Source organism: Pseudoalteromonas umbrosa (genome assembly GCF_030125375.1).
GTDB lineage: Bacteria > Pseudomonadota > Gammaproteobacteria > Enterobacterales > Alteromonadaceae > Pseudoalteromonas > Pseudoalteromonas umbrosa.
The window spans coordinates 296,096-314,695 of record NZ_JASJUU010000002.1; the positions used below are offsets into that span (position 1 = coordinate 296,096).

General features: G+C 41.3%; 19 protein-coding genes. 7 read left to right on the forward strand and 12 right to left on the reverse strand.

Annotated features, from left to right (window positions below):
• From pilV to murJ, 9 genes are all read right to left on the reverse strand, one after another.
• A complete protein-coding gene (gene pilV / locus QNM16_RS08605) occupies nt 1-552 on the reverse strand; it encodes a type IV pilus modification protein PilV (RefSeq protein WP_284020104.1) in 552 nt (183 codons plus the stop codon).
• A 98-nt stretch (nt 553-650) separates the two neighbouring features.
• Nucleotides 651-1,325: a LytR/AlgR family response regulator transcription factor gene (locus tag QNM16_RS08610; RefSeq protein WP_284020105.1), complete on the reverse strand. Its 675-nt coding sequence runs from the start codon at nt 1,323-1,325 to the stop codon at nt 651-653.
• Nucleotides 1,300-2,346 carry a sensor histidine kinase gene (locus QNM16_RS08615; RefSeq protein ID WP_284020106.1) on the reverse strand — a complete coding sequence of 349 codons (1,047 nt, stop codon included), beginning with the start codon at nt 2,344-2,346 and terminating at the stop codon, nt 1,300-1,302. The genes QNM16_RS08610 and QNM16_RS08615 overlap by 26 nt, the downstream gene beginning before the upstream one ends.
• Before the next feature lie 3 nt (nt 2,347-2,349).
• Nucleotides 2,350-3,279 (reverse strand): 4-hydroxy-3-methylbut-2-enyl diphosphate reductase, encoded by a 930-nt coding sequence (ispH, locus tag QNM16_RS08620; RefSeq protein WP_284020107.1) that lies wholly within the window; start codon nt 3,277-3,279, stop codon nt 2,350-2,352.
• Nucleotides 3,279-3,719: an FKBP-type peptidyl-prolyl cis-trans isomerase gene (gene fkpB / locus QNM16_RS08625; RefSeq protein ID WP_063360251.1), complete on the reverse strand. Its 441-nt coding sequence runs from the start codon at nt 3,717-3,719 to the stop codon at nt 3,279-3,281. The genes ispH and fkpB overlap by 1 nt, the downstream gene beginning before the upstream one ends.
• On the reverse strand, nt 3,716-4,222 hold the full coding sequence (gene lspA, locus QNM16_RS08630) for a signal peptidase II (RefSeq protein ID WP_284020108.1): 507 nt from the start codon (nt 4,220-4,222) through the stop codon (nt 3,716-3,718). The genes fkpB and lspA overlap by 4 nt, the downstream gene beginning before the upstream one ends.
• 9 nt (nt 4,223-4,231) lie before the next feature.
• Nucleotides 4,232-7,060 (reverse strand): isoleucine--tRNA ligase, encoded by a 2,829-nt coding sequence (ileS, locus tag QNM16_RS08635; RefSeq protein ID WP_284020109.1) that lies wholly within the window; start codon nt 7,058-7,060, stop codon nt 4,232-4,234.
• Between the two features lie 20 nt (nt 7,061-7,080).
• Nucleotides 7,081-8,010, reverse strand: coding sequence for a bifunctional riboflavin kinase/FAD synthetase (gene ribF / locus QNM16_RS08640; protein ID WP_284020110.1), 930 nt, complete (start codon nt 8,008-8,010; stop codon nt 7,081-7,083).
• Between the two features lie 93 nt (nt 8,011-8,103).
• The gene (gene murJ / locus QNM16_RS08645) at nt 8,104-9,681 is read right to left on the reverse strand and encodes a murein biosynthesis integral membrane protein MurJ (protein WP_284020111.1); all 1,578 of its coding nucleotides are present in this window, start codon (nt 9,679-9,681) and stop codon (nt 8,104-8,106) included.
• 412 nt (nt 9,682-10,093) lie between these two features.
• On the opposite strand from murJ, the gene rpsT reads away from it, so the two are divergent.
• A complete protein-coding gene (gene rpsT, locus QNM16_RS08650) occupies nt 10,094-10,354 on the forward strand; it encodes a 30S ribosomal protein S20 (RefSeq protein WP_010382487.1) in 261 nt (86 codons plus the stop codon).
• A gap of 86 nt (nt 10,355-10,440) precedes the next feature.
• On the opposite strand, the gene QNM16_RS08655 is transcribed toward rpsT, so the two are convergent.
• A complete protein-coding gene (locus QNM16_RS08655; RefSeq protein ID WP_063360256.1) occupies nt 10,441-10,824 on the reverse strand; it encodes a response regulator in 384 nt (127 codons plus the stop codon).
• Between the two features lie 92 nt (nt 10,825-10,916).
• Between QNM16_RS08655 and QNM16_RS08660 the strand changes: the two genes are divergently transcribed.
• The 3 genes from QNM16_RS08660 (at nt 10,917) to smrA (ending at nt 12,519) form a co-directional block, all read left to right on the forward strand.
• Complete coding sequence (locus tag QNM16_RS08660; RefSeq protein ID WP_284020112.1) at nt 10,917-11,378, forward strand: hypothetical protein; 462 nt, start codon at nt 10,917-10,919, stop codon at nt 11,376-11,378.
• A gap of 102 nt (nt 11,379-11,480) precedes the next feature.
• Nucleotides 11,481-11,720 carry a hypothetical protein gene (locus QNM16_RS08665; protein ID WP_284020369.1) on the forward strand — a complete coding sequence of 80 codons (240 nt, stop codon included), beginning with the start codon at nt 11,481-11,483 and terminating at the stop codon, nt 11,718-11,720.
• Nucleotides 11,721-11,937: 217 nt separating this feature from the next.
• Nucleotides 11,938-12,519 (forward strand): DNA endonuclease SmrA, encoded by a 582-nt coding sequence (smrA, locus tag QNM16_RS08670; RefSeq protein ID WP_284020113.1) that lies wholly within the window; start codon nt 11,938-11,940, stop codon nt 12,517-12,519.
• Between the two features lie 43 nt (nt 12,520-12,562).
• On the opposite strand, the gene QNM16_RS08675 is transcribed toward smrA, so the two are convergent.
• Complete coding sequence (locus QNM16_RS08675) at nt 12,563-12,697, reverse strand: hypothetical protein (protein ID WP_284020114.1); 135 nt, start codon at nt 12,695-12,697, stop codon at nt 12,563-12,565.
• A gap of 217 nt (nt 12,698-12,914) precedes the next feature.
• Nucleotides 12,915-13,835, reverse strand: a complete 921-nt coding sequence (locus tag QNM16_RS08680; protein ID WP_284020115.1) for a 2-hydroxyacid dehydrogenase — start codon at nt 13,833-13,835, stop codon at nt 12,915-12,917.
• A gap of 160 nt (nt 13,836-13,995) precedes the next feature.
• On the opposite strand from QNM16_RS08680, the gene olsF reads away from it, so the two are divergent.
• The 3 genes from olsF to QNM16_RS08695 all read left to right on the forward strand — a co-directional run bounded on the left by olsF (nt 13,996) and on the right by QNM16_RS08695 (nt 18,509).
• Nucleotides 13,996-15,720 carry a bifunctional ornithine lipid synthase OlsF gene (gene olsF / locus QNM16_RS08685; protein WP_284020370.1) on the forward strand — a complete coding sequence of 575 codons (1,725 nt, stop codon included), beginning with the start codon at nt 13,996-13,998 and terminating at the stop codon, nt 15,718-15,720.
• A 117-nt stretch (nt 15,721-15,837) separates the two neighbouring features.
• Complete coding sequence (locus tag QNM16_RS08690; protein WP_284020116.1) at nt 15,838-16,323, forward strand: TlpA family protein disulfide reductase; 486 nt, start codon at nt 15,838-15,840, stop codon at nt 16,321-16,323.
• Between the two features lie 113 nt (nt 16,324-16,436).
• Nucleotides 16,437-18,509 (forward strand): TonB-dependent receptor plug domain-containing protein, encoded by a 2,073-nt coding sequence (locus QNM16_RS08695; protein WP_284020371.1) that lies wholly within the window; start codon nt 16,437-16,439, stop codon nt 18,507-18,509.
• The last annotated feature ends 91 nt before the right edge of the window (nt 18,510-18,600 follow it).

Below are 18,600 nucleotides of genomic sequence, written 5' to 3' on the forward strand. Positions count from 1 at the left end.
CTAGCTCCTTACAAGTACAAAGCTAGATAAAGACACGAGCCTTCTATAATTATCGTTGGTACCGCAGTTAATAGCCGATGTCGTGCTGTTTGCTTTGATCGCTTGACGACCAACCCAAGCGACGGTAACAGTAACCTCAAAGCCGTCACCATCGCGAACGGGTGTAATACACACCGTTGTATCGTCCAAAGAACCTGTATTTTCTTTGGCTCGAATTGCTTGCTTCCATTGTTCTTTGTCTAAATTAGCTATCGCTTGGTTGTTACAAAAACTGGAAAAGCATGTCGTATCCGTATTAAGTTTAGTTTCACTCGTGAAGGAGCCGCCATATAAATCAATTAATTCGGTTGTATCATTGGATCTGATCCGCTGAATGATGTCTCCAGCTAAGGCTACTGCGGCGGCCCGCTGCATAGAATCAAAGCTTGCTTGCTTCGCCTTAGCCTGCAGTGCAACCGCACCTAATAATCCAAAGCTAAGTACCATAAAGGCCACTACCACCTCTAATAAAGTAAAACCAGCTTGGATTTTTTTTGGAAACAAATTACCCATTAAAAAAACTCAATATGTATTCTAAGTTACATATTATCGCTTTTTTTAGATAACCAAACCGCTACATGACTAAACGGTCAATCAATGAGGGTCAGTGGTTAAAACACCGTTTTAAGACTCGCGTAGGCACGCCTGCTAACCTGTACAGGCTCTACTACACCACTGAGCACAACTTTGTGCACGCCTTCACAACTTTCTAATTTTACAATACTTGCCTTTTTAACAATGGTATTTCGGTGTACCTGAACAAAATGATGGGGATAATCAGAAAGTAGCTTCTTCAATGGTATATCAATCAGCGCATCACCACCTTCGAAGTATATATGCGTATACCTCTCATCTGTTTGCGCAATCAAAATATCAGGCACATTCACCCAACGAATATCATGCCCTACTTGATATTGCAGTTTTGCTAATGAATCAGGGAAAAGATGATTTAAAAGTTCAGATATCTGACTTCGGTCAACAGGCTTCACAAGATACCCTGAAGCGAAAATTTGATATGCTTTTAATGCATGTTCAGGGTATGCGGTTACATATACCAACTTCAAATTAGCATTATGTTCTCGCAGATACTTTCCAAGTGCTATACCATCCATGCCCGGCATGGAAATATCCAAAAATACGAGCTCAGGTTTTAGGCTTTCAACAAGCTCCATAGCTTGCTGACCATCCTGTGCCTCCCCAACAAACTCTAAAATCTTGAATTCACCTAGTAACCGCTGTATACGTCGTCGTGCAATAGGTTCATCGTCTACTACCAGATATTTCATTCAAAGCTCCAAGCGGTAACATTACTGTTAACAAGAATCTACCACTTTTTTGCGATGTCTTCAAAGACGCTTTTTCACCATAATAAATTAAAAGGCGACGACAAATGTTTTCAAGAGCTATTCCCTGACCTGAGCGTGACTTTGAGTCAGCATTAAGTGGGTTATCTACATTAATAACCAACATTGTATTTACAGTGCTAATGTCAATATTGATCACCCCACCTTCGCGAGCGGGCTCAATGCCGTGAACAACTGCATTTTCAACCAGTGGCTGCAAAATAAGAGCCGGTACATTTGCACCTAAATCAACATTATTAATAGACCATACAACTCTAAGTCGATGTTCAAAACGATACCTTTCTATTGTGAGATAGCCCTTCGTCAAAGATAACTCCTGCCCCAAGCTATGTGTTTTATTACGTGCGAAAGCAATTTGCATCAATTTAGCCATGGTTAAAGCTGCATCTTCAGCATCATCTGGGTTTTCATGGCAAAGCTCAGCCAAAGTATTTAAAGCATTATGTAGAAAATGAGGTCTAATTCTCGCCTGTAACGCGTCTAGTTCAGCATTAGCCACACGAGCAATGGTGTTAAGGTTATCGATATAAATAGCCATGAAATGCAATAGCAAAATCACAACAAAACCACAGATAGCATTATTATTAATAATAAACGGCCAATCTATTGGCTCAACGGGAGTAAATGGGGAGTATTGGACAACTAAACTTGTCACGATACATACAGATTGGAAGAAAATCAGCACCAAACCAAGCTCGCTCTTAAACGAAAGTGATTTTGAATACCTCAAAACGAGCGCTATTAAACCGAGTGTGATAAATGCATTTGCATGCGTGAAAAGGCTTACTAAGCCAAGGCTTAACCAAAAATCCTTACCACTAGCTAGAGTATAGATAAAGGCGACAGCTTGCGAGGCAATAATCATTGCAAGTATGCCTCGCTCAGTGAGCATCGCCTTAAATAAACCACGGTCAATCGACGTCGAATGAACCCATGGTGTCATGTGTTATCTCAGCTCTACAGGCACTGCAAACACAACATTCTCTTCTTGCCCAGGGTTTTCTACAACAGTATGCCCACCCAGTTCTTTTAATCGAGAAATGACCTGCTGAACCAAAATTTCAGGTGCTGATGCGCCTGCTGTGACGCCTACACGCTCTACGTTTTTAAACCAACCCGCATCAATACTTTTCTCATCATCGATAAGGTGCGCAGCGGTGCCCATTTTATCTGCCAATTCACGTAAGCGATTTGAGTTAGAGCTATTTTTTGCTCCCACCACAAGTAACAAATCAACTTTATCAGCTAAGTCACGCACTGCATCTTGACGGTTTTGCGTTGCATAGCAAATATCATCTTTGCGTGGTCCATGTATCTCAGGAAACTTCTTACGTAGTGCATCAATAACATCTGCCGTATCATCTACTGACAGTGTAGTTTGACTACAATAAAACAAATTGCTCGCGTCTTTCACTTCTAGCGAAGCAACATCTTCCGGTGTCTCAACAAGATAAATCCCGCCTTCAGGATTATCGTACTGCCCCATAGTACCTTCAACTTCTGGATGACCGTGATGACCAATTAAAATGCACTCAGTGCCTTTTCTACTGGCTCTAGTTACTTCCATATGTACTTTGGTCACTAAAGGGCATGTTGCATCAAACACTTTCAACTCGCGCCTTTTCGCTTCTTGTCTTACCTGCTGAGATACGCCATGAGCACTAAAAATGACGATACTATCGTCTGGTACTTGATGAAGTTCCTCAACAAATACAGCACCTCTGTCTCGAAGGCCATTTACGACATATTTGTTATGTACAACCTCATGGCGTACATAGATAGGTTTCTCGAAAATATCCAGCGCACGCTCAACAATGCTTATCGCCCTATCAACACCTGCGCAGAACCCTCGTGGATTAGCTAACAAGATTTCCATTAACTATGAACCTCTAAGATATCTACTTCAAACGTCACAACCTGCCCAGCAAGAGGGTGATTAAAGTCAACTGTCACTGAGTCTCCTGCCACTTCACGAATAAGCCCTGGTAACTCAGTGCCATCGGGTTGAGTAAAGGCAATAATACTGCCAACTTCTGCAGGTGTATCAGCACCAAACTTAGTGCGATCTAAATAATAGATATTATCTGGATTTGGCATGCCAAAGGCATCTTCTGGCTGGAGCTCAAAGGTTTTATTGTCACCTTCTTTTAACCCCAGTAAACAGCTTTCAAAATTTTCAGTGAGGCTTCCATCTCCCATAAACAACTTAGCAGGCTTATTGTTCACCTTTGTTGAGTCAGCAGCAGATCCATCTTCCAGCTTTATTGAATAGTGGAACAGCACTTCTGATTTTGGGCCTATGACTTGTTCACTCACGCCTCTGTCTCCCGAGTATTGGTTTTATCACCAAAGAATGCATCAAATAAAAGTAAACCAGCACCACCGACGATCGCCATGTCAGCGACATTAAAAGCAGGGTAATGCCAATCTTGATAGTAAAAATGTAAAAAGTCGACAACGTAGCCTAACGTCACGCGGTCATATAAATTGCCTATGGCGCCAGCCAGTACTAATGAGTATGCGCCGCAAAGTACCCAGTTATTGGCTTTCAAGTTTTTTAGCCACACAACTAATAATACACTGATAACCACAGCAATACCGCTAAGGAACCATCTTTGCCACCCACCGGCTTCACTTAAGAAACTAAATGCAGCACCATAATTATGCATGTATGTAAAATTGAAAAACGGCAAAAGCTCTATTGATTCATACAGCTTCATATTTGCAACAACTAATGCTTTTGTGACGTAGTCTACTGCAAAAAGCAGTAGACTCAGCCATAACCACACTAGACCACTTCGTTCGGTCAATTTGGTCACTTGCAACTCCTATGCAAATTTACGTTGCTCGCCTTCACCGTCAACATTGGTTATACAGCGACCGCATAGCTCTGGATGCGCTTCACTTGTACCAACATCTTCACTGTGATGCCAACAACGATCACATTTCGCCGCATCTGTTGCAGCAACTTTAATGAATAAGCCGTCAATCTCAGAAGCCACTGAGCCATCTGGTTGGCTTGATACTACTTCAACATGTGCTTTTGAAGTAAGTAATACGAAGCGTAGTTCATCTTCTAAGCCTTGAAGTTTTTCAGCTAATTCACCACCTGTGTACAGCGTTACCTCAGCCTGTAGTGTTGCACCAATGACTTCTTCTTTACGTGCGTTCTCTAGTACTCGGTTCACTTCATCACGAACTGTTAGCAACTCTTGCCAGAACGCATTATCAAGTTGACCACATGTTGCGCCTGTAATTCCGCTGTACCAAACATCAGTGAAGACAAACTCACCACGTTCACCTGGCAGTGCTTCCCAAAGCTCTTGCGCTGTAAAACTTAAAATAGGGGCCATCCAGCGCGTCATTGCCTCTGCAATATGATATAGCGCAGTCTGACATGAACGACGAGCATGACTGTCACTCTTCGCTGTGTACTGTCTATCTTTAATAACATCAAGATAGAATGAGCCTAATTCGCCTGTACAGAAATTCATTAGTTTCTGCGTGACCACCAACATTTGATAGTTGTCATAAGCTTCAACAATCTCACTTTGCAATTCTGATGCACGAGACACAATCCAACGATCCAACTCAACCATATCTTCAATGGCAACTGAATCCGTTGCTGGATTGAAACCGCTTAAGTTAGACAATAAGTAACGACTAGTGTTGCGAATACGGCGGTAACGGTCAGCTGAACGTTTGAAGATTTCATCAGAAACTGTCATCTCAGCCGTGTAATCGGTTGAAGCAACCCATAAACGTAGGATGTCAGCGCCTAGTTTATTCATGATGTCTTGTGGTGAAATCACGTTACCTAAAGACTTTGACATCTTGCGGCCGTTTTCATCAACTGTGAAACCATGCGTTAACACTTGCTTGTATGGCGCGTGACCGTTAATAGCAACAGACGTCATCATAGATGACATAAACCAACCACGGTGCTGATCTGAGCCTTCTAGGTATAAATCTGCAGGACCAGTTAGCTCTTCTCTTGCATCAACAACACATGCATGTGTAACACCAGAGTCAAACCATACATCCAGCGTATCTTGCACTTTAACGTACTGCTGAGCGTCTGCTTCATTAAGTAATGTGCTTGGCTCTAAGTCATACCAAGCTTGAATGCCTGATTGATCAACTAAGTCAGCTACTTTTTCGATTAGGGTTTCAGTATCTGGGTGAAGTGCACCTGTGTCTTTATCAACAAATAGTGCAATTGGCACGCCCCAAGTACGTTGACGTGAAATACACCAATCAGGGCGACCTTCTACCATGTTAGCAATACGGTTTTCACCCCAAGCTGGGATCCACTGTGTTTTCTCGATTTCTTTCATCGAGTCTTTACGTAAATCGGCTTGATCCATGCTTACAAACCATTGCGGTGTTGCACGGAAAATAATTGGCGTTTTGTGTCTCCAACAATGTGGATAGCTGTGCGTTAATGCATGATGATGCATTAACATGCCTTTTTCAGTCAGTAGCTCAATCACATTTGCATTCGCTTTGAACACATGCTGACCTGCAAAGATTGGCGTATCAGGTAAGTATACCCCGTTCGCACCTACAGGATTTGCAACCTCTAGGTTATATGCTTGACCTGCCACGAAGTCTTCTTGACCGTGGCCAGGTGCGGTATGAACGATACCAGTACCTGAATCTGTAGTAACGTGCTCACCAAGGATAACTGGAACATTAAAGTCGTAGAAAGGGTGCGCAACTTCAAGGTTTTCTAGTATATCACCTTTACAGTAGCCTAATACGTGATATTGCTTGAAGCCAAAGCGGTCAACCGCATCTTTAACTAGCTCAGAGCCTAATACTAGGCGCTGTTCTTTGCCTTCATCTTCTATTTGGACTAACGCATACTCAAGGCCACCGTGTACAGCAACAGCTCTGTTTGCTGGCAGTGTCCAAGGGGTTGTCGTCCAGATAACTGTACTGATGTCGCCTTTACCTTCATGACCTTCAGACAGTGAGAATGCTTTTTCTACTGCGGCCGCTTCAGTAAATACAAAGCGTACATCAATTGCAGGAGATTGCTTATCTTGATATTCAACTTCTGCCTCAGCCAGCGCAGAACCACAGTCAGTACACCAATGCACAGGTTTAGCACCTTTGTGTAGATGACCATTTTTAATGATACGACCAAGTACTCGAATCGCATTCGCTTCGAAGTCAAAGTTCATAGTCAGGTATGGCTTATCCCAATCTCCAAACACACCTAGGCGTTTAAAGTCTGTTTTTTGGCCATCAACCTGCTTGCGAGCATACTCGCGACATTTTTCTCTAAATTCAGCAACCGACACTTTCTTGCCCGGCTTACCTACTTTTTTCTCTACCATCAACTCGATTGGTAAACCATGACAGTCCCAACCAGGTACGTAAGGCGCGTCAAAATCAGACAACGTCTTCGATTTGATAATGATATCTTTTAAAATCTTGTTTACTGAATGACCTAGGTGAATATTGCCATTCGCATAAGGAGGGCCATCGTGCAGTATAAATGGCTTTTTACCTTTCTTCGCGTTACGAATTTGACCATATAAGTCTTGTTCATACCATTTTTTAAGCATTTTGGGTTCGCGTTGCGCCAAATTGCCACGCATCGGAAACGATGTTTCCGGTAAATTTAAAGTATGTTTGTAATCGCTCATTTAACTTACTTTCCGTTCGGCTACCTAATTTTAGAAAATACTGCTCTTGCTGCATCGACGTCTGCCGATATCTGCTTTGTCAGATGCGTCAGTGACTCAAATTTTTGTTCATTGCGAAGCTTATGTATCAGCTCCACCTTAATAAATTGACCGTAAATATCTTGGTCAAAATCAAATAGGTGTACTTCTAATAGAGCACGCTTGCCATTTAGCGTTGGCTTTGTACCAACATTAGCTACACCGTTATAAATCTTGTTATTTATATAAACATTTACAGCAAACACCCCTTGAACAGGGCTCACTTGTCGCTTCAATGCTACATTTGCGGTCCGAAAGCCTAGCTCTCGACCCTTTTTCCAGCCATGAATAACTCGCCCAGAGATAGCGTAAGTATGACCTAACATCTCGTGTGCTTTGTGAAGATCACCTTGTGCTAGTGCATTACGAATAAGCGTACTACTGACACGGCTGTTTTGCTGCCTAAAGCTCAATGTATCTTTAACATGTACACCAAGCTCTTGCCCGATATTTGATAACATCGTAAAGTCGCCTTTGCGAGCTTTACCAAAACGAAAATCATCACCTACGGTCAAGGCTTTAACCCCCAAACGTTGATAAAGTATTTCACGGACAAAAAATTCAGCTTCTAGATTTGAAAACTTATTATTAAAGCTGACACAAATAACCCGCTCTATGCCATTCTCAGCGAGTAACGCAAGCTTATCACGCAGTCGCGTTAATCGTGCTGGCGCTTTGTTCTTTATAAAAAACTCTTGCGGCTGCGGCTCAAAGAGCATCACGGTACTGGGTAAGTTGTATTTTTCAGAGTCAGCTTTGAGCCCTTTTAATACTTCAGTATGGCCTAAATGAACACCATCAAAGTTTCCTATAGTCAAAACACAGCCATAGTGGTGTGGTCGAATATTATGGATGCCCCTGATTAATTGCATACAACGCGTGCCTTTTGCTCGAGTCTTCAAAAAGCCCGATTATACCCAAGTTAGTTAGAAATGCGAGCTATGAAGACCTTCAATCGAGTCTATTTATTCTTCTATCTGCTGAATTTCTTTTATCGTCGATACCCTAACGCCGCAAACATACAAAACACAGAAGTACAAAACGATTGCACTCGCGAGCAAACTACCCAAAACCCACAACTGTGTACCAATACCTTCTCCTTGCCAAGCAAACTGTTGTGATAGCCAATAAACACTGCAGGCCATAACCAAAGTTGCAAAAATAGATTTTGCGGCAAACCACAGTGAAAACGTTGAAATGGTATAAACCTGCTCTTTTTTAAGCCCTCGATAAAGTAAATAAGCATTACATGTCGCTGACAGAGAAGTGGCCAGAGCGAGTCCCAAATAACCGATGAAAGGCGCTAATGCCAAATTGAAAACCATATTAAGAGTTAGTGCTTTGATGCCAATCTTTACTGGTGTTTTAGTATCTTGCCTAGCATAAAAACCAGGGGCCAACACTTTTATCAGCATAAAGCTGACCAAGCCTACACTATAAGCTGTCACACCCGCGCTGACAGCTGCGATATTATCAACATCACCACTTTTAAACTCACCGTGGCCGAAAAGCACAGAAATTATTAAAGGACTTATGACAATCAAACCACCCATTGCCGGGAATCCAAGTAAGAGTACAAACCTTACTCCCCAGTCCATTGTCTGCTGGAAGTTTTCACCTTTATCATTTGCATGCAACTTTGATAGCGTTGGTAAGATAACAGTGGCAATGGCAATACCAAATAGCCCCAGCGGAAACTCTATTAGCCGATCCGAGTAATACAACCAGGCTATTGACCCAGTCATTAACGCAGCAGCAATAATTGTATCAAGTAATAAATTAATTTGACTAACCGAAACGCCAAAAATGGCGGGCAACATCAGTTTACGAACTTTCGTAACATGTGGCGCATGCCAAGCAAACCTTGGCCGAGATAACATGCCTAGTTTACCCAAAAAAGGAAGCTGAAATGCCAATTGCGCAGCTCCGCCAATAAACACACCAATAGCCAGTGCATAAGCGCCTTGTTCAAAACGGTCATGTAATAACACCGCGCAACTAATTAAACAAACATTTAATAATACTGGTGTAAAAGCCGCGACGGAAAAGCGGTTGTATACATTCATTACCGCACCACACAGTGCAACCAATGAAATAAAAAACAGATAAGGAATAGTAAATTTGAGTAGCGCGCTAGCGAGTAGAAATTTATCTGCATTTTCTCCGCCTTGCCACCAGTCGATAAACCAAGTCGTGCCAAATAATGCTGCTATGACAGGAGAGCCGACAACCCCAAATATGGTAACACACAGCAAAATGGTCCCCAGCGTACCCGCAGCTTGAGCCACAAACACACGTACTTCATCATCGCCATGCTTTTCTTTAATCTCTGATAAAACAGGAACAAAGGCCTGTGCAAAAGCCCCTTCAGCAAACAGACGTCGAAAAAAGTTTGGAATGCGATTTGCAAATAAAAACACATCTGCTGCCAGTCCAGCTCCAAGTAAATTTGCAACGACAGCATCACGCACTAACCCCAAAATGCGAGATAACATCGTCATAGCACTGACAATCATGCCTGACTTGAATAACCCTTTTGCCACTGAGCTTACCTTAAGAAATAAAAATAAGCGCCAAGTATGCCACAGACCAGCATGAACCATAACCACAAAACAACACCCACCGACGAGAAAGCAACGCACTCCATTATTAAAGCTAGGCTTGGGTTCTGTGTTTTGCTACAATACACGCATTAATCATCAGCCCTAAGGCTTATGATTCGTAATCTGTTCACACCGTTGCCGACGACCTTAGGTTTAGGAGATGGTTTTTACAGACATATAAAGGCGACACATCTTACGCTGAAGCAAGTTTGTAGGCATTAAAGGTGTGTTAAAGCCGTACTGAAATACTTAGGCCGGACAGGTTATTTTTTATTGACATTGGATCATAAAACAGGCATAGTCCTCGGCCTTTAAACTAAGCTTATTTTTAAAAGATTGTTAGGAGCATACCTTGGCTAACATCAAGTCTGCAAAAAAACGCGCTATCACTAGCGAAAAGCGTCGTCAGCACAACGCAAGCCGTCGTTCAATGATGCGTACATACTTCAAAAAAGTTATCGCTGCTATTGAAGCTGGTGATAAAGAAGCTGCACAGCAAGCATTTGCTGTTGCAACTCCAATCCTAGACCGCTACGCAACTAAAGGTCTAATCCACAAGAATAAAGCTGCTCGTCACAAGAGCCGCCTAGCTGCTAAGATTAAAGCGCTATAATCTGTGGAAATGGATATAAAAAAACCGACGTAAGTCGGTTTTTTTATGCCTATCACACAGAGGTAAAACGTAACGCTTTCATGTCATTACGCTATTTCCAACTTTGGATAAAACTTTTTTAACATCGCTGCAATTTTCTTAGGAGAGAAAGGTTTCACAACAAACCCTTTCGCACCTCGCTCAATAGCGTCTTTAACATTATCAACTGTCGAGTGGGCAGATACCATTACTACGTTTATCTCAGGGTTTATTTGAGCCAACTCAGCAATTAATTCTTTTCCATCTCCATCTGGTAATTCTATATCCAAAAAAACAATGTCAAAGTGCCGCTCTTTACAGGCTTCAATACACTGTTTTGCGGTTGATGCTTCTTTGACATTGTCAATTCCCAAATGCATCAATGTCTGATGCAAAAAACTTCGAACGGTTCCTACATCATCAACAATGAGAATAGAGATTTGTTGTTCCATATCCTTTCCCGTGGGCTAGTAATTAGAAATGCGCTATCATCTATAGCATAGAACTATTATAGAGTCCTGCAACCAAAAGGCTACACCTAAGCATGGCAATTAATCCAAAAAAACAAACACTACTAAATAAAAGTGACTTTCAAAAGCAGCAAGCAAACAAAAATAAAAAGCGTCGCCTCTCTGCACAACAAATTAAACGACAGCAAGAACTCGTACAGCAGCATGGTCATCAAGGAGTACAAACCGAACCACCCAAAAAAAGTCTGACAACACTTATTGTTATCGGGGTTATAGCACTGTTAGTTATATTACTTCCAAAGCCTAAACTTATTACATACAAAAAACTCAACATGGTAACCCAGAGCGTCTATTGGCCAGGATTACCTGGTGTCGAACCTATTTTATTTGATTCCATCTTACAGCCAATTAAAGCCTCGGAGCGCAGCACACTTTATTTGTGTCAAGATGTGTCCAAGCCTAATACTTGTCAAAAATACGCGATCATTGAAACCCAAGGTTTCATCGCGGCGATAAAACACCTGATAGCCCATTAAAAAAACTAATCTGAAAATCATAAAATTACTCGTTTGAGATGACTAAAAAAGCGGCGCATAATGGCGCCCCTTTTTAATCATCAATGGAGTTTATTTAAGATCATGGCTAATGAGTTTGACTGGTTACTGAATAGTTTATTACTGGTACTGGGATTTGGAGCTCTTTTTATTAATCATAAAACATGGCTTAGGGTCGCAGCAGTTATGGCTTGTAGCTTATTGTTTGTTTTGTTCAGTCTAGATCTTATGGATACTTCGGTGATTTCTAATCTTGGATTAATCCTAATTAACTCATTTTATTTATTTAAAGTGTTTACGCTAGAACACTACGATACCAACTAAAATGTCTGCCAGCTGAGGCACCCGGACCTCAGCTTATTTTCATAAATAATATCTATTAAATAAAAATACATATCTATTCACATGAATATATTGATTGTCAGGCCAAATACGTTTTTCACCTCAGTTTGGATCAAAAAAATATTCAACCCTACAAGGCTATCCAAGGTTTCATTGATAAGCTAGAATCGTGAAAATTGTCCCTTATTGGAGATTCGTCATGGCAATGACAGATGAAGAGTTATTTTTAGCTTCAATGGGCGATGTTGTTCCGCTGGCACAAGATAATCGCGCACAACTTAAAAAACAACAAAACCAACCAACAGATGCTCAGCTAGCAAGACGCAAAGCAGCACAAAAAGAATTAGACTTTGACCCCAACTTTTTGTCCACAGAATATGTTGACCTATTAGATCCTCATGACCTGCTCGGTTATAAAAAAGATGGTGTTCAAGAGGGCGTGTATAAAAACTTAAGATTAGGTAAATATCAAATAGACGCAACACTAGATCTACATGGTAAATCTTTTATAGAAGCTCGCCAAGCCATGTTCGAATTCGTCACAGACTGTCAAAAAAGAAATATCCGAGTTTTGCTTATTCGCCATGGTATCGGCCTCAAAAGCAAGCCATTCCCTGCTATTTTAAAAAGCTATTGCAACAAATGGCTCCAAGAAATGCCAAATGTATTGGCTTTTCATTCAGCCTTGACATGCCATGGTGGAAGCGGTTCTACATACACATTGCTCAAAAAAAGTGATGAGAAGAAATTAGAAAATAGAGAAATACACGCAAAAAGATAAATCATCAATGGGGCAGCGAGCCCCACGATCACCTAAAAATACTTTATTGTGTTTGGACGAAGTATGTGCAGGTTTGACATTCAGCAGCCTGCGCTTGATTAAACCAAGCTGAAACGCCTAATGCAAGTACAGAAATAACGACAAAATAAAGCTTTACACCACCTTGACCGTTTTTCATTTTTTTTCCTGTCTTATTATTGTTTTTTTCCTAACATACTGAATATAAATAGATGTCTCAATATGTTTTTATATACAGTAATTATGTAAATTAGAATAACTATTACTTACATTTACTTACAAATCAGCAGGTTAATTTTTCCTCCACACAATCATTCATGAATAAAATCAACTTGAGAGAATTTCAGCCAAAATTAATTTTTTAGTATCTCAAAATATTAGTAACCTTTGTTCACATCCACTGTATTTTTAATCGGTAGACCCGCGATGCAAGCTCGGATATTTTCTGCAATTTGTGCAACAACCGTATCTAGATTTGTCACAGCTGCAATATGCGGAGTGACTATCACCTTAGGGTGGTTCCAAAAGGGATGTGTTTTGGGCAATGGCTCCGTAGCAAAGACATCTAAAACTGCACCAGCAAGCTCCTCTTTATCTAGCGCTTCAATCAAGTCTTGTTCATTTAAATGCTGACCTCTTGCAACATTAATCAGTAAACACTCATTAGACACATGATGAAAAATAGACTTGTTCAATATGCCATGTGTTTCCATAGTTAATGGTAACAAACACACTAAGTAGTCGAGTTCAGACGCAAATACTTCAAGTTGTTCCTCTCCATGAAAGCAATCAATGTTATCAATCTCTTTATGACTTCTAGACCACCCTCTGAGCGTAAAACCATTATCTAATAACCGCTTTGCAACAACTTTACCCAGTTCACCCAAACCGAGTATGCCTACACTTTCACCTGTCCTCGCACGGCGCGGCTTCCAATATTGAGTGTATTGATTAGCAATGTATGATTGGTGTCTCAATTTATGAGCCAGTGCATGAGACAATACATATTCCGCCATATCATCACTTAGCTGGGGATCAACAATCCTTGCAACTTTTACATCCGATGGAAAGCTATTCATGGGGATGCCATCTACACCAGCGCCGAAAGACTGCACCACTTTCAAGTTCGGTAATTGCTGCCAAAGTGATTCGGGCGCTTTCCATGTTAATACAAACTCTATGACTGACAAGTCTTCACAATCAGGCCATAACTGCAAATCCACATCAGGTAGAGCAACTTGTAATTTTGCCATTAATTTTTCATTATTTCTTCCGGTTACACAAACCAACACCGACATATTACATCCCCATTTAAAATACAAAGTTCACCACACACAGTATATCGTTTAGTAACAAGCTGATAATAGTGTGAGATCACCATAAAATTGACATACCTATGCAACGCAATTGTCACATTCAGTTTTTAATCTGCTATAAACACAGCCGTAGAGAATTATGATGATCAGCGTTGATAAAGTGATCGAAGCCAACTTACCACAACTAGAAAACTCACCAAAAGTGAAAGGTTTAGTAAAGAAGGGATTAGGCTACTTATTACATGAACAAGAGTTTGTCGCATTTGCAGATACGTACCCGCACTTAGAAGGCCTTGAGTTTGTAGAACAAGTACTTGAAGAATTAGATTTTGACGCGCGGTTTAAGCCTAAGCAAATTGAACATATACCCAGCGAAGGGAGCGTCGTAATTGTCGCAAATCACCCTATTGGCTCATTAGATGCCCTAGCACTAATTAAAGTTTTAGCGAAGGCCAGACCTGATTTAAAAGTAGTTGCAAATCGCATGTTGATGTCAATTACACCCATGCACTCACTGTTACTACCTGTAGACAACCTCTCCAATGCAAGTCGAAAACAAGAACTTGCTAATATTCAAAAACATCTTAAAAGTGAGGGTGCATTACTCATTTTCCCTGCAGGAGAAGTGTCTAGGTTAGGCCCCACTGGTATCAAAGATTGCAAATGGAATACAGGTTTTTTGCGTATGGCTAAAAAAGCCAACTGCCCTATTCTACCTATCTATATCAAAGCAAAGAACAGCCCTCTGTTTTACGGCACCTCTATGATTTACAAACCTCTGGCAAGCTTACTTTTGGTCAAAGAAATGTTTAAGCAAAGACAAAAGTCTTTGGAGTTTGAAATTGGTGCAAGTATTCCCCCTGAATCCTATCGTTTGGATAACCTTAAAGACAAAGAGATAGTTGCGCTCATTCGTAAGCAACTTTACCGACTGAACAGTAAAAAAGCGCTCCCTTTAAAAACTCAGACTCCCATTGCAGTTCCTGAATGTAAGAAAGAGCTCAAAAAAGCTATTGAGCAATGTGAACGCCTTGGTGAAACCGCAGACGGTATGCAAATCTATCTTTACCAATATGCGGGCAGCTCACCAATATTTAGAGAGTTGGGTAGATTAAGAGAAATTGCGTTTAGAGCTGTTGGCGAAGGCAGTGGCAAAAGGCGAGATACAGATAAATATGATATGTACTATCAGCAATTAGTGCTTTGGGATGCTACACAACTAGAATTGGTTGGTGCCTACCGCCTCGCAAGTGCGCGACAGGTTATTGAACAGCATGGTGCTAATGGATTGTATACAAGCAGCTTATTCTCGTATACAGATGATATGAACTTCTACTTTGATCAGGGCCTAGAGTTGGGTCGGAGCTTCGTGCAACCTAAATATTGGGGACGCAAAAGTTTAGATTACCTTTGGTATGGGATCGGAGCCTTTATTCAGCGCTACCCTGAACATAGATACTTATTCGGCCCTGTCAGCTTATCCAATGCACTACCTGATAAAGCAAAAGCCATGTTGGTATATCACTACCAGCATTACTTCTCTGAACTTGAGAATTTAGCTCACCCCAACAATGAATATAAGCTTGCTCAATCTCAGCTCGACACCTGTAGAAACCTGTTTTGCGGTGATGATATAAAAGAAGACTTTGCTGAGCTTAAGCACATACTGGCAAATATGGGGGCACAGGTTCCAACGCTTTTTAAACAATACACCGAGTTGTGTGAACCAAGCGGCGTGAACTTTTTAAGCTTCAGTATTGACCCTGATTTCAATAATTGTATTGACGGACTGGTGCTCGTAGATCTGACTAAATTAAAAGTAAATAAAGCCAAACGTTATCTTGGTGAAAATATTTATCGGTCATAAGTTAGTTTAATACCTCTAAAGACGAAAGAGGTTACAACAAACTCCTTGCAACCCTGTTGCAATTTTTTATACTGGCGCTCGGTCTTCATATATAATAACGCAGATTAAGCGCCAATAATGATTAAATCTTTCTTTAATATCATCGTTTTTGTTGTCATCTTTGCTGCCGTTTTGGCATATCAAGAGCTGGGGATGTTAGAAGATGATGGTAAGCAATCAGCTCCCTACTTTTCACTCCCCTTATTAGAGAATACGTCGCAAAGATATGACATTAGCCAGCTTCAAGGAGATCGCTCCGTCATTTACTTCTTTGCACCGTGGTGTAACATTTGTCGTTATAGTATGCCAAATATAGATAAGCTCCACCGCCAGGGGAAAGTAAATGCGGTGGCCATCGCCCTCGACTTTCAAAGTCCAGAAGAAGTTAAAGCTTTCAGCAAAGATTTAAACTTATCCATGCCGGTCTTGTTAGGTAATCGAAAAACAGCACAAGATTATAAAGTAAAAGCCTATCCAACTTACTATGTTATGGACCCTCAACTCAAAGTTGTCGAGCGCTCTATCGGTTACTCTAGCGAACTAGGGATTCGACTTCGCCTGTAAAAAAGTGTACAGCTGAAATACATTTTCTTACCCAAACCCTCAATAAATCAACGCTTTTAGTCCGTACACTATCGTCAAATTTTAAAGTTACTCACTGCCAAAGGGATTCGATGATGTTTGCACTTACTGCGAAGAAGCGTTTTATTTTATCTCCAATTATGCTGTGTATGGCGATGTCAGCACATGCTCAAACCAAAAAAGAGGACATTGAGCATATAGAAGTTATTTACAAACGCAGCTCAATCACCTCAGAAATTACAGAAGATACTGAAAAACTCATTGAAATGCCCGGTGCACTCGGCGACCCACTGCGTGCTGTTTTTGCACTACCCGGTGTCGTCGCTGCAGGCGGCTCAATGAGCGAGCCTGCGGTTAGAGGCTCATCACCCAGCGACAATATGTTTGAAGTCGACTTCATGCCAGCAGGATATATTTTCCATGACTTTGGCAGCTCCATTTTTAATCGTCATATTATTCAAGATTTTCAGTTATACTCAGCAGGCTATGGCGCTGGTTATAGCAATGCTACCGGTGCAGTTTTTGATGTTACGTTAAGAAACCCCAAATACCAGCCAATTACTACCACACTAGACTTTTCGATGTTTAATGCTGGTTTTTTTGTAGAAGGTCAGGCAACTGAAAATACGGCGTTTTATGTGTCCGGCAGAAAAAGTACGCTCCCTTTATTTTTCAGTGAAGGAGAAGAGCTAGAAGATGACGATGGCGAGCCATCAGGGGTAACCATTAACGACGCCCCAGATGATCATGACTATCAAGGCAAGTTTTTATGGGACATTAATAACAGCAATACCCTCACCTTTAATTTTACCGGTGCTGAAGACTCCGCAGCAGCAGGGTTTAGTGAACGTGCAGAACTCGCACAAAAAACGCCTGAGTTTCAGGGAGATGCCCGATTTATTCGAGACTTTAACAGCCAGAGTATTCTGTGGGATCACTACAACAAAAAGTTTCATTTAAGAGTCGGTATTGGCGCACTGGATCATTCTGGACGACTCGAATTTGGCAAACAACCAAACAATCTAACAGGCTTTTTTGAACAAGAAGGTGAAAAGCAACTTACCTATAAAGCACGCTTAAACTATAGCGTTAATCCACAACACCGATTTGTGTTTGACGCAGCCTACTTTGATAATGAAACGTCTTATGAATACGACACATTTCAATATTTATGTACTGAGATTGACCCAGACTGTGACTTGAAAAAGGGCGATCGTATTTCAGGTAAACGTACCATTGACTTGGACTCAGGTTTTGTTGGAATCACGCATATCTGGCAACCCCATGAAGACTGGCAAACCGAAATTGGTGTTCAAAGCCAGCATAATCGTTACACCGACGAAACATTCACTTCGCCCCGTGTCGCGGTAAATTATCATGTGACACCAAATAGCGTGATAAGCGCTAAAGTCGGTCGTTACAACCGCATGCAAGATGTTGAATACATTCTGCCTGAGATAGGTAACCCAGCGCTCAAATCACAAGTTGCAACACACAGCACCCTTGGATTTAGACAAATGCTTGAAAACGAGTGGTCTTGGTCAATTGAAGGCTATTATAAAACCATGGAAGATTTACCATTGGCGATCGACGCTGGCAGCGATGCACACCTTTTATATAGCAACCAAGTAGAAGGACGTGCATACGGTATTGACCTTCTGGTGAATAAGAACAAAACCGATAATTGGTATGGTTGGATGGCGCTGAGCTATGCCAAAAGTGAACGCACTGACTTAAGCCGTAATGTCACGCGAGATTATTATGCAGATACACCGCTCGTATTTAACGCAGTCTTAAACTATGACATTAATGAACTTTGGCAAGGTGGATTTAACTTTACCGCACGTAGTGGGCAAGCTTATACCCCAATCGTCGGTGTTAGAGAGAATCCAGATCATGCTGGACGCTTTTTACCAGTTTATGGCGACCCGTTTTCTGAGCGCTTTAAGACTTACCACAGACTGGATGTGCGATTTGAAAGAAAAACCATCGTATTTGGTTTAGAGGGTAAATTAATACTTGAGCTCATGAATGCCTATGGCCAGGACAATGTCGCTTACATTGATTTAGATTACGACAAGATCTCGTCGGTGAATGACCTACATATAAAAGAAGAAAATGACGACTTTGAAATGCGCCCTTCAATTGGTTTTAGTGTGACCTTTTAATATAACGCCGTCATCTACACTGAACAACCCGATGACGGCTTACGCTTTCCTGATAAAGGCGTGGCGAGCAAGCAATTGCCTCTTGCGTTTT

Excerpts from the sequence above, each read along its gene's own strand:
- pilV (WP_284020104.1), bottom strand. The coding sequence starts at position 552 with ATGGGTAATTTGTTTCCAAAAAAAATCCAAGCTGGTTTTACTTTATTA.
- QNM16_RS08610 (WP_284020105.1), bottom strand. The coding sequence starts at position 1,325 with ATGAAATATCTGGTAGTAGACGATGAACCTATTGCACGACGACGTATA.
- QNM16_RS08615 (WP_284020106.1), bottom strand. The coding sequence starts at position 2,346 with ATGACACCATGGGTTCATTCGACGTCGATTGACCGTGGTTTATTTAAG.
- ispH (WP_284020107.1), bottom strand. The coding sequence starts at position 3,279 with ATGGAAATCTTGTTAGCTAATCCACGAGGGTTCTGCGCAGGTGTTGAT.
- ileS (WP_284020109.1), bottom strand. The coding sequence starts at position 7,060 with ATGAGCGATTACAAACATACTTTAAATTTACCGGAAACATCGTTTCCG.
- ribF (WP_284020110.1), bottom strand. The coding sequence starts at position 8,010 with ATGCAATTAATCAGGGGCATCCATAATATTCGACCACACCACTATGGC.
- QNM16_RS08655 (WP_063360256.1), bottom strand. The coding sequence starts at position 10,824 with ATGGAACAACAAATCTCTATTCTCATTGTTGATGATGTAGGAACCGTT.
- QNM16_RS08660 (WP_284020112.1), top strand. The coding sequence starts at position 10,917 with ATGGCAATTAATCCAAAAAAACAAACACTACTAAATAAAAGTGACTTT.
- QNM16_RS08665 (WP_284020369.1), top strand. The coding sequence starts at position 11,481 with ATGGCTAATGAGTTTGACTGGTTACTGAATAGTTTATTACTGGTACTG.
- smrA (WP_284020113.1), top strand. The coding sequence starts at position 11,938 with ATGGCAATGACAGATGAAGAGTTATTTTTAGCTTCAATGGGCGATGTT.
- QNM16_RS08675 (WP_284020114.1), bottom strand. The coding sequence starts at position 12,697 with ATGAAAAACGGTCAAGGTGGTGTAAAGCTTTATTTTGTCGTTATTTCT.
- QNM16_RS08680 (WP_284020115.1), bottom strand. The coding sequence starts at position 13,835 with ATGTCGGTGTTGGTTTGTGTAACCGGAAGAAATAATGAAAAATTAATG.
- olsF (WP_284020370.1), top strand. The coding sequence starts at position 13,996 with ATGATCAGCGTTGATAAAGTGATCGAAGCCAACTTACCACAACTAGAA.
- QNM16_RS08690 (WP_284020116.1), top strand. The coding sequence starts at position 15,838 with ATGATTAAATCTTTCTTTAATATCATCGTTTTTGTTGTCATCTTTGCT.
- QNM16_RS08695 (WP_284020371.1), top strand. The coding sequence starts at position 16,437 with ATGTTTGCACTTACTGCGAAGAAGCGTTTTATTTTATCTCCAATTATG.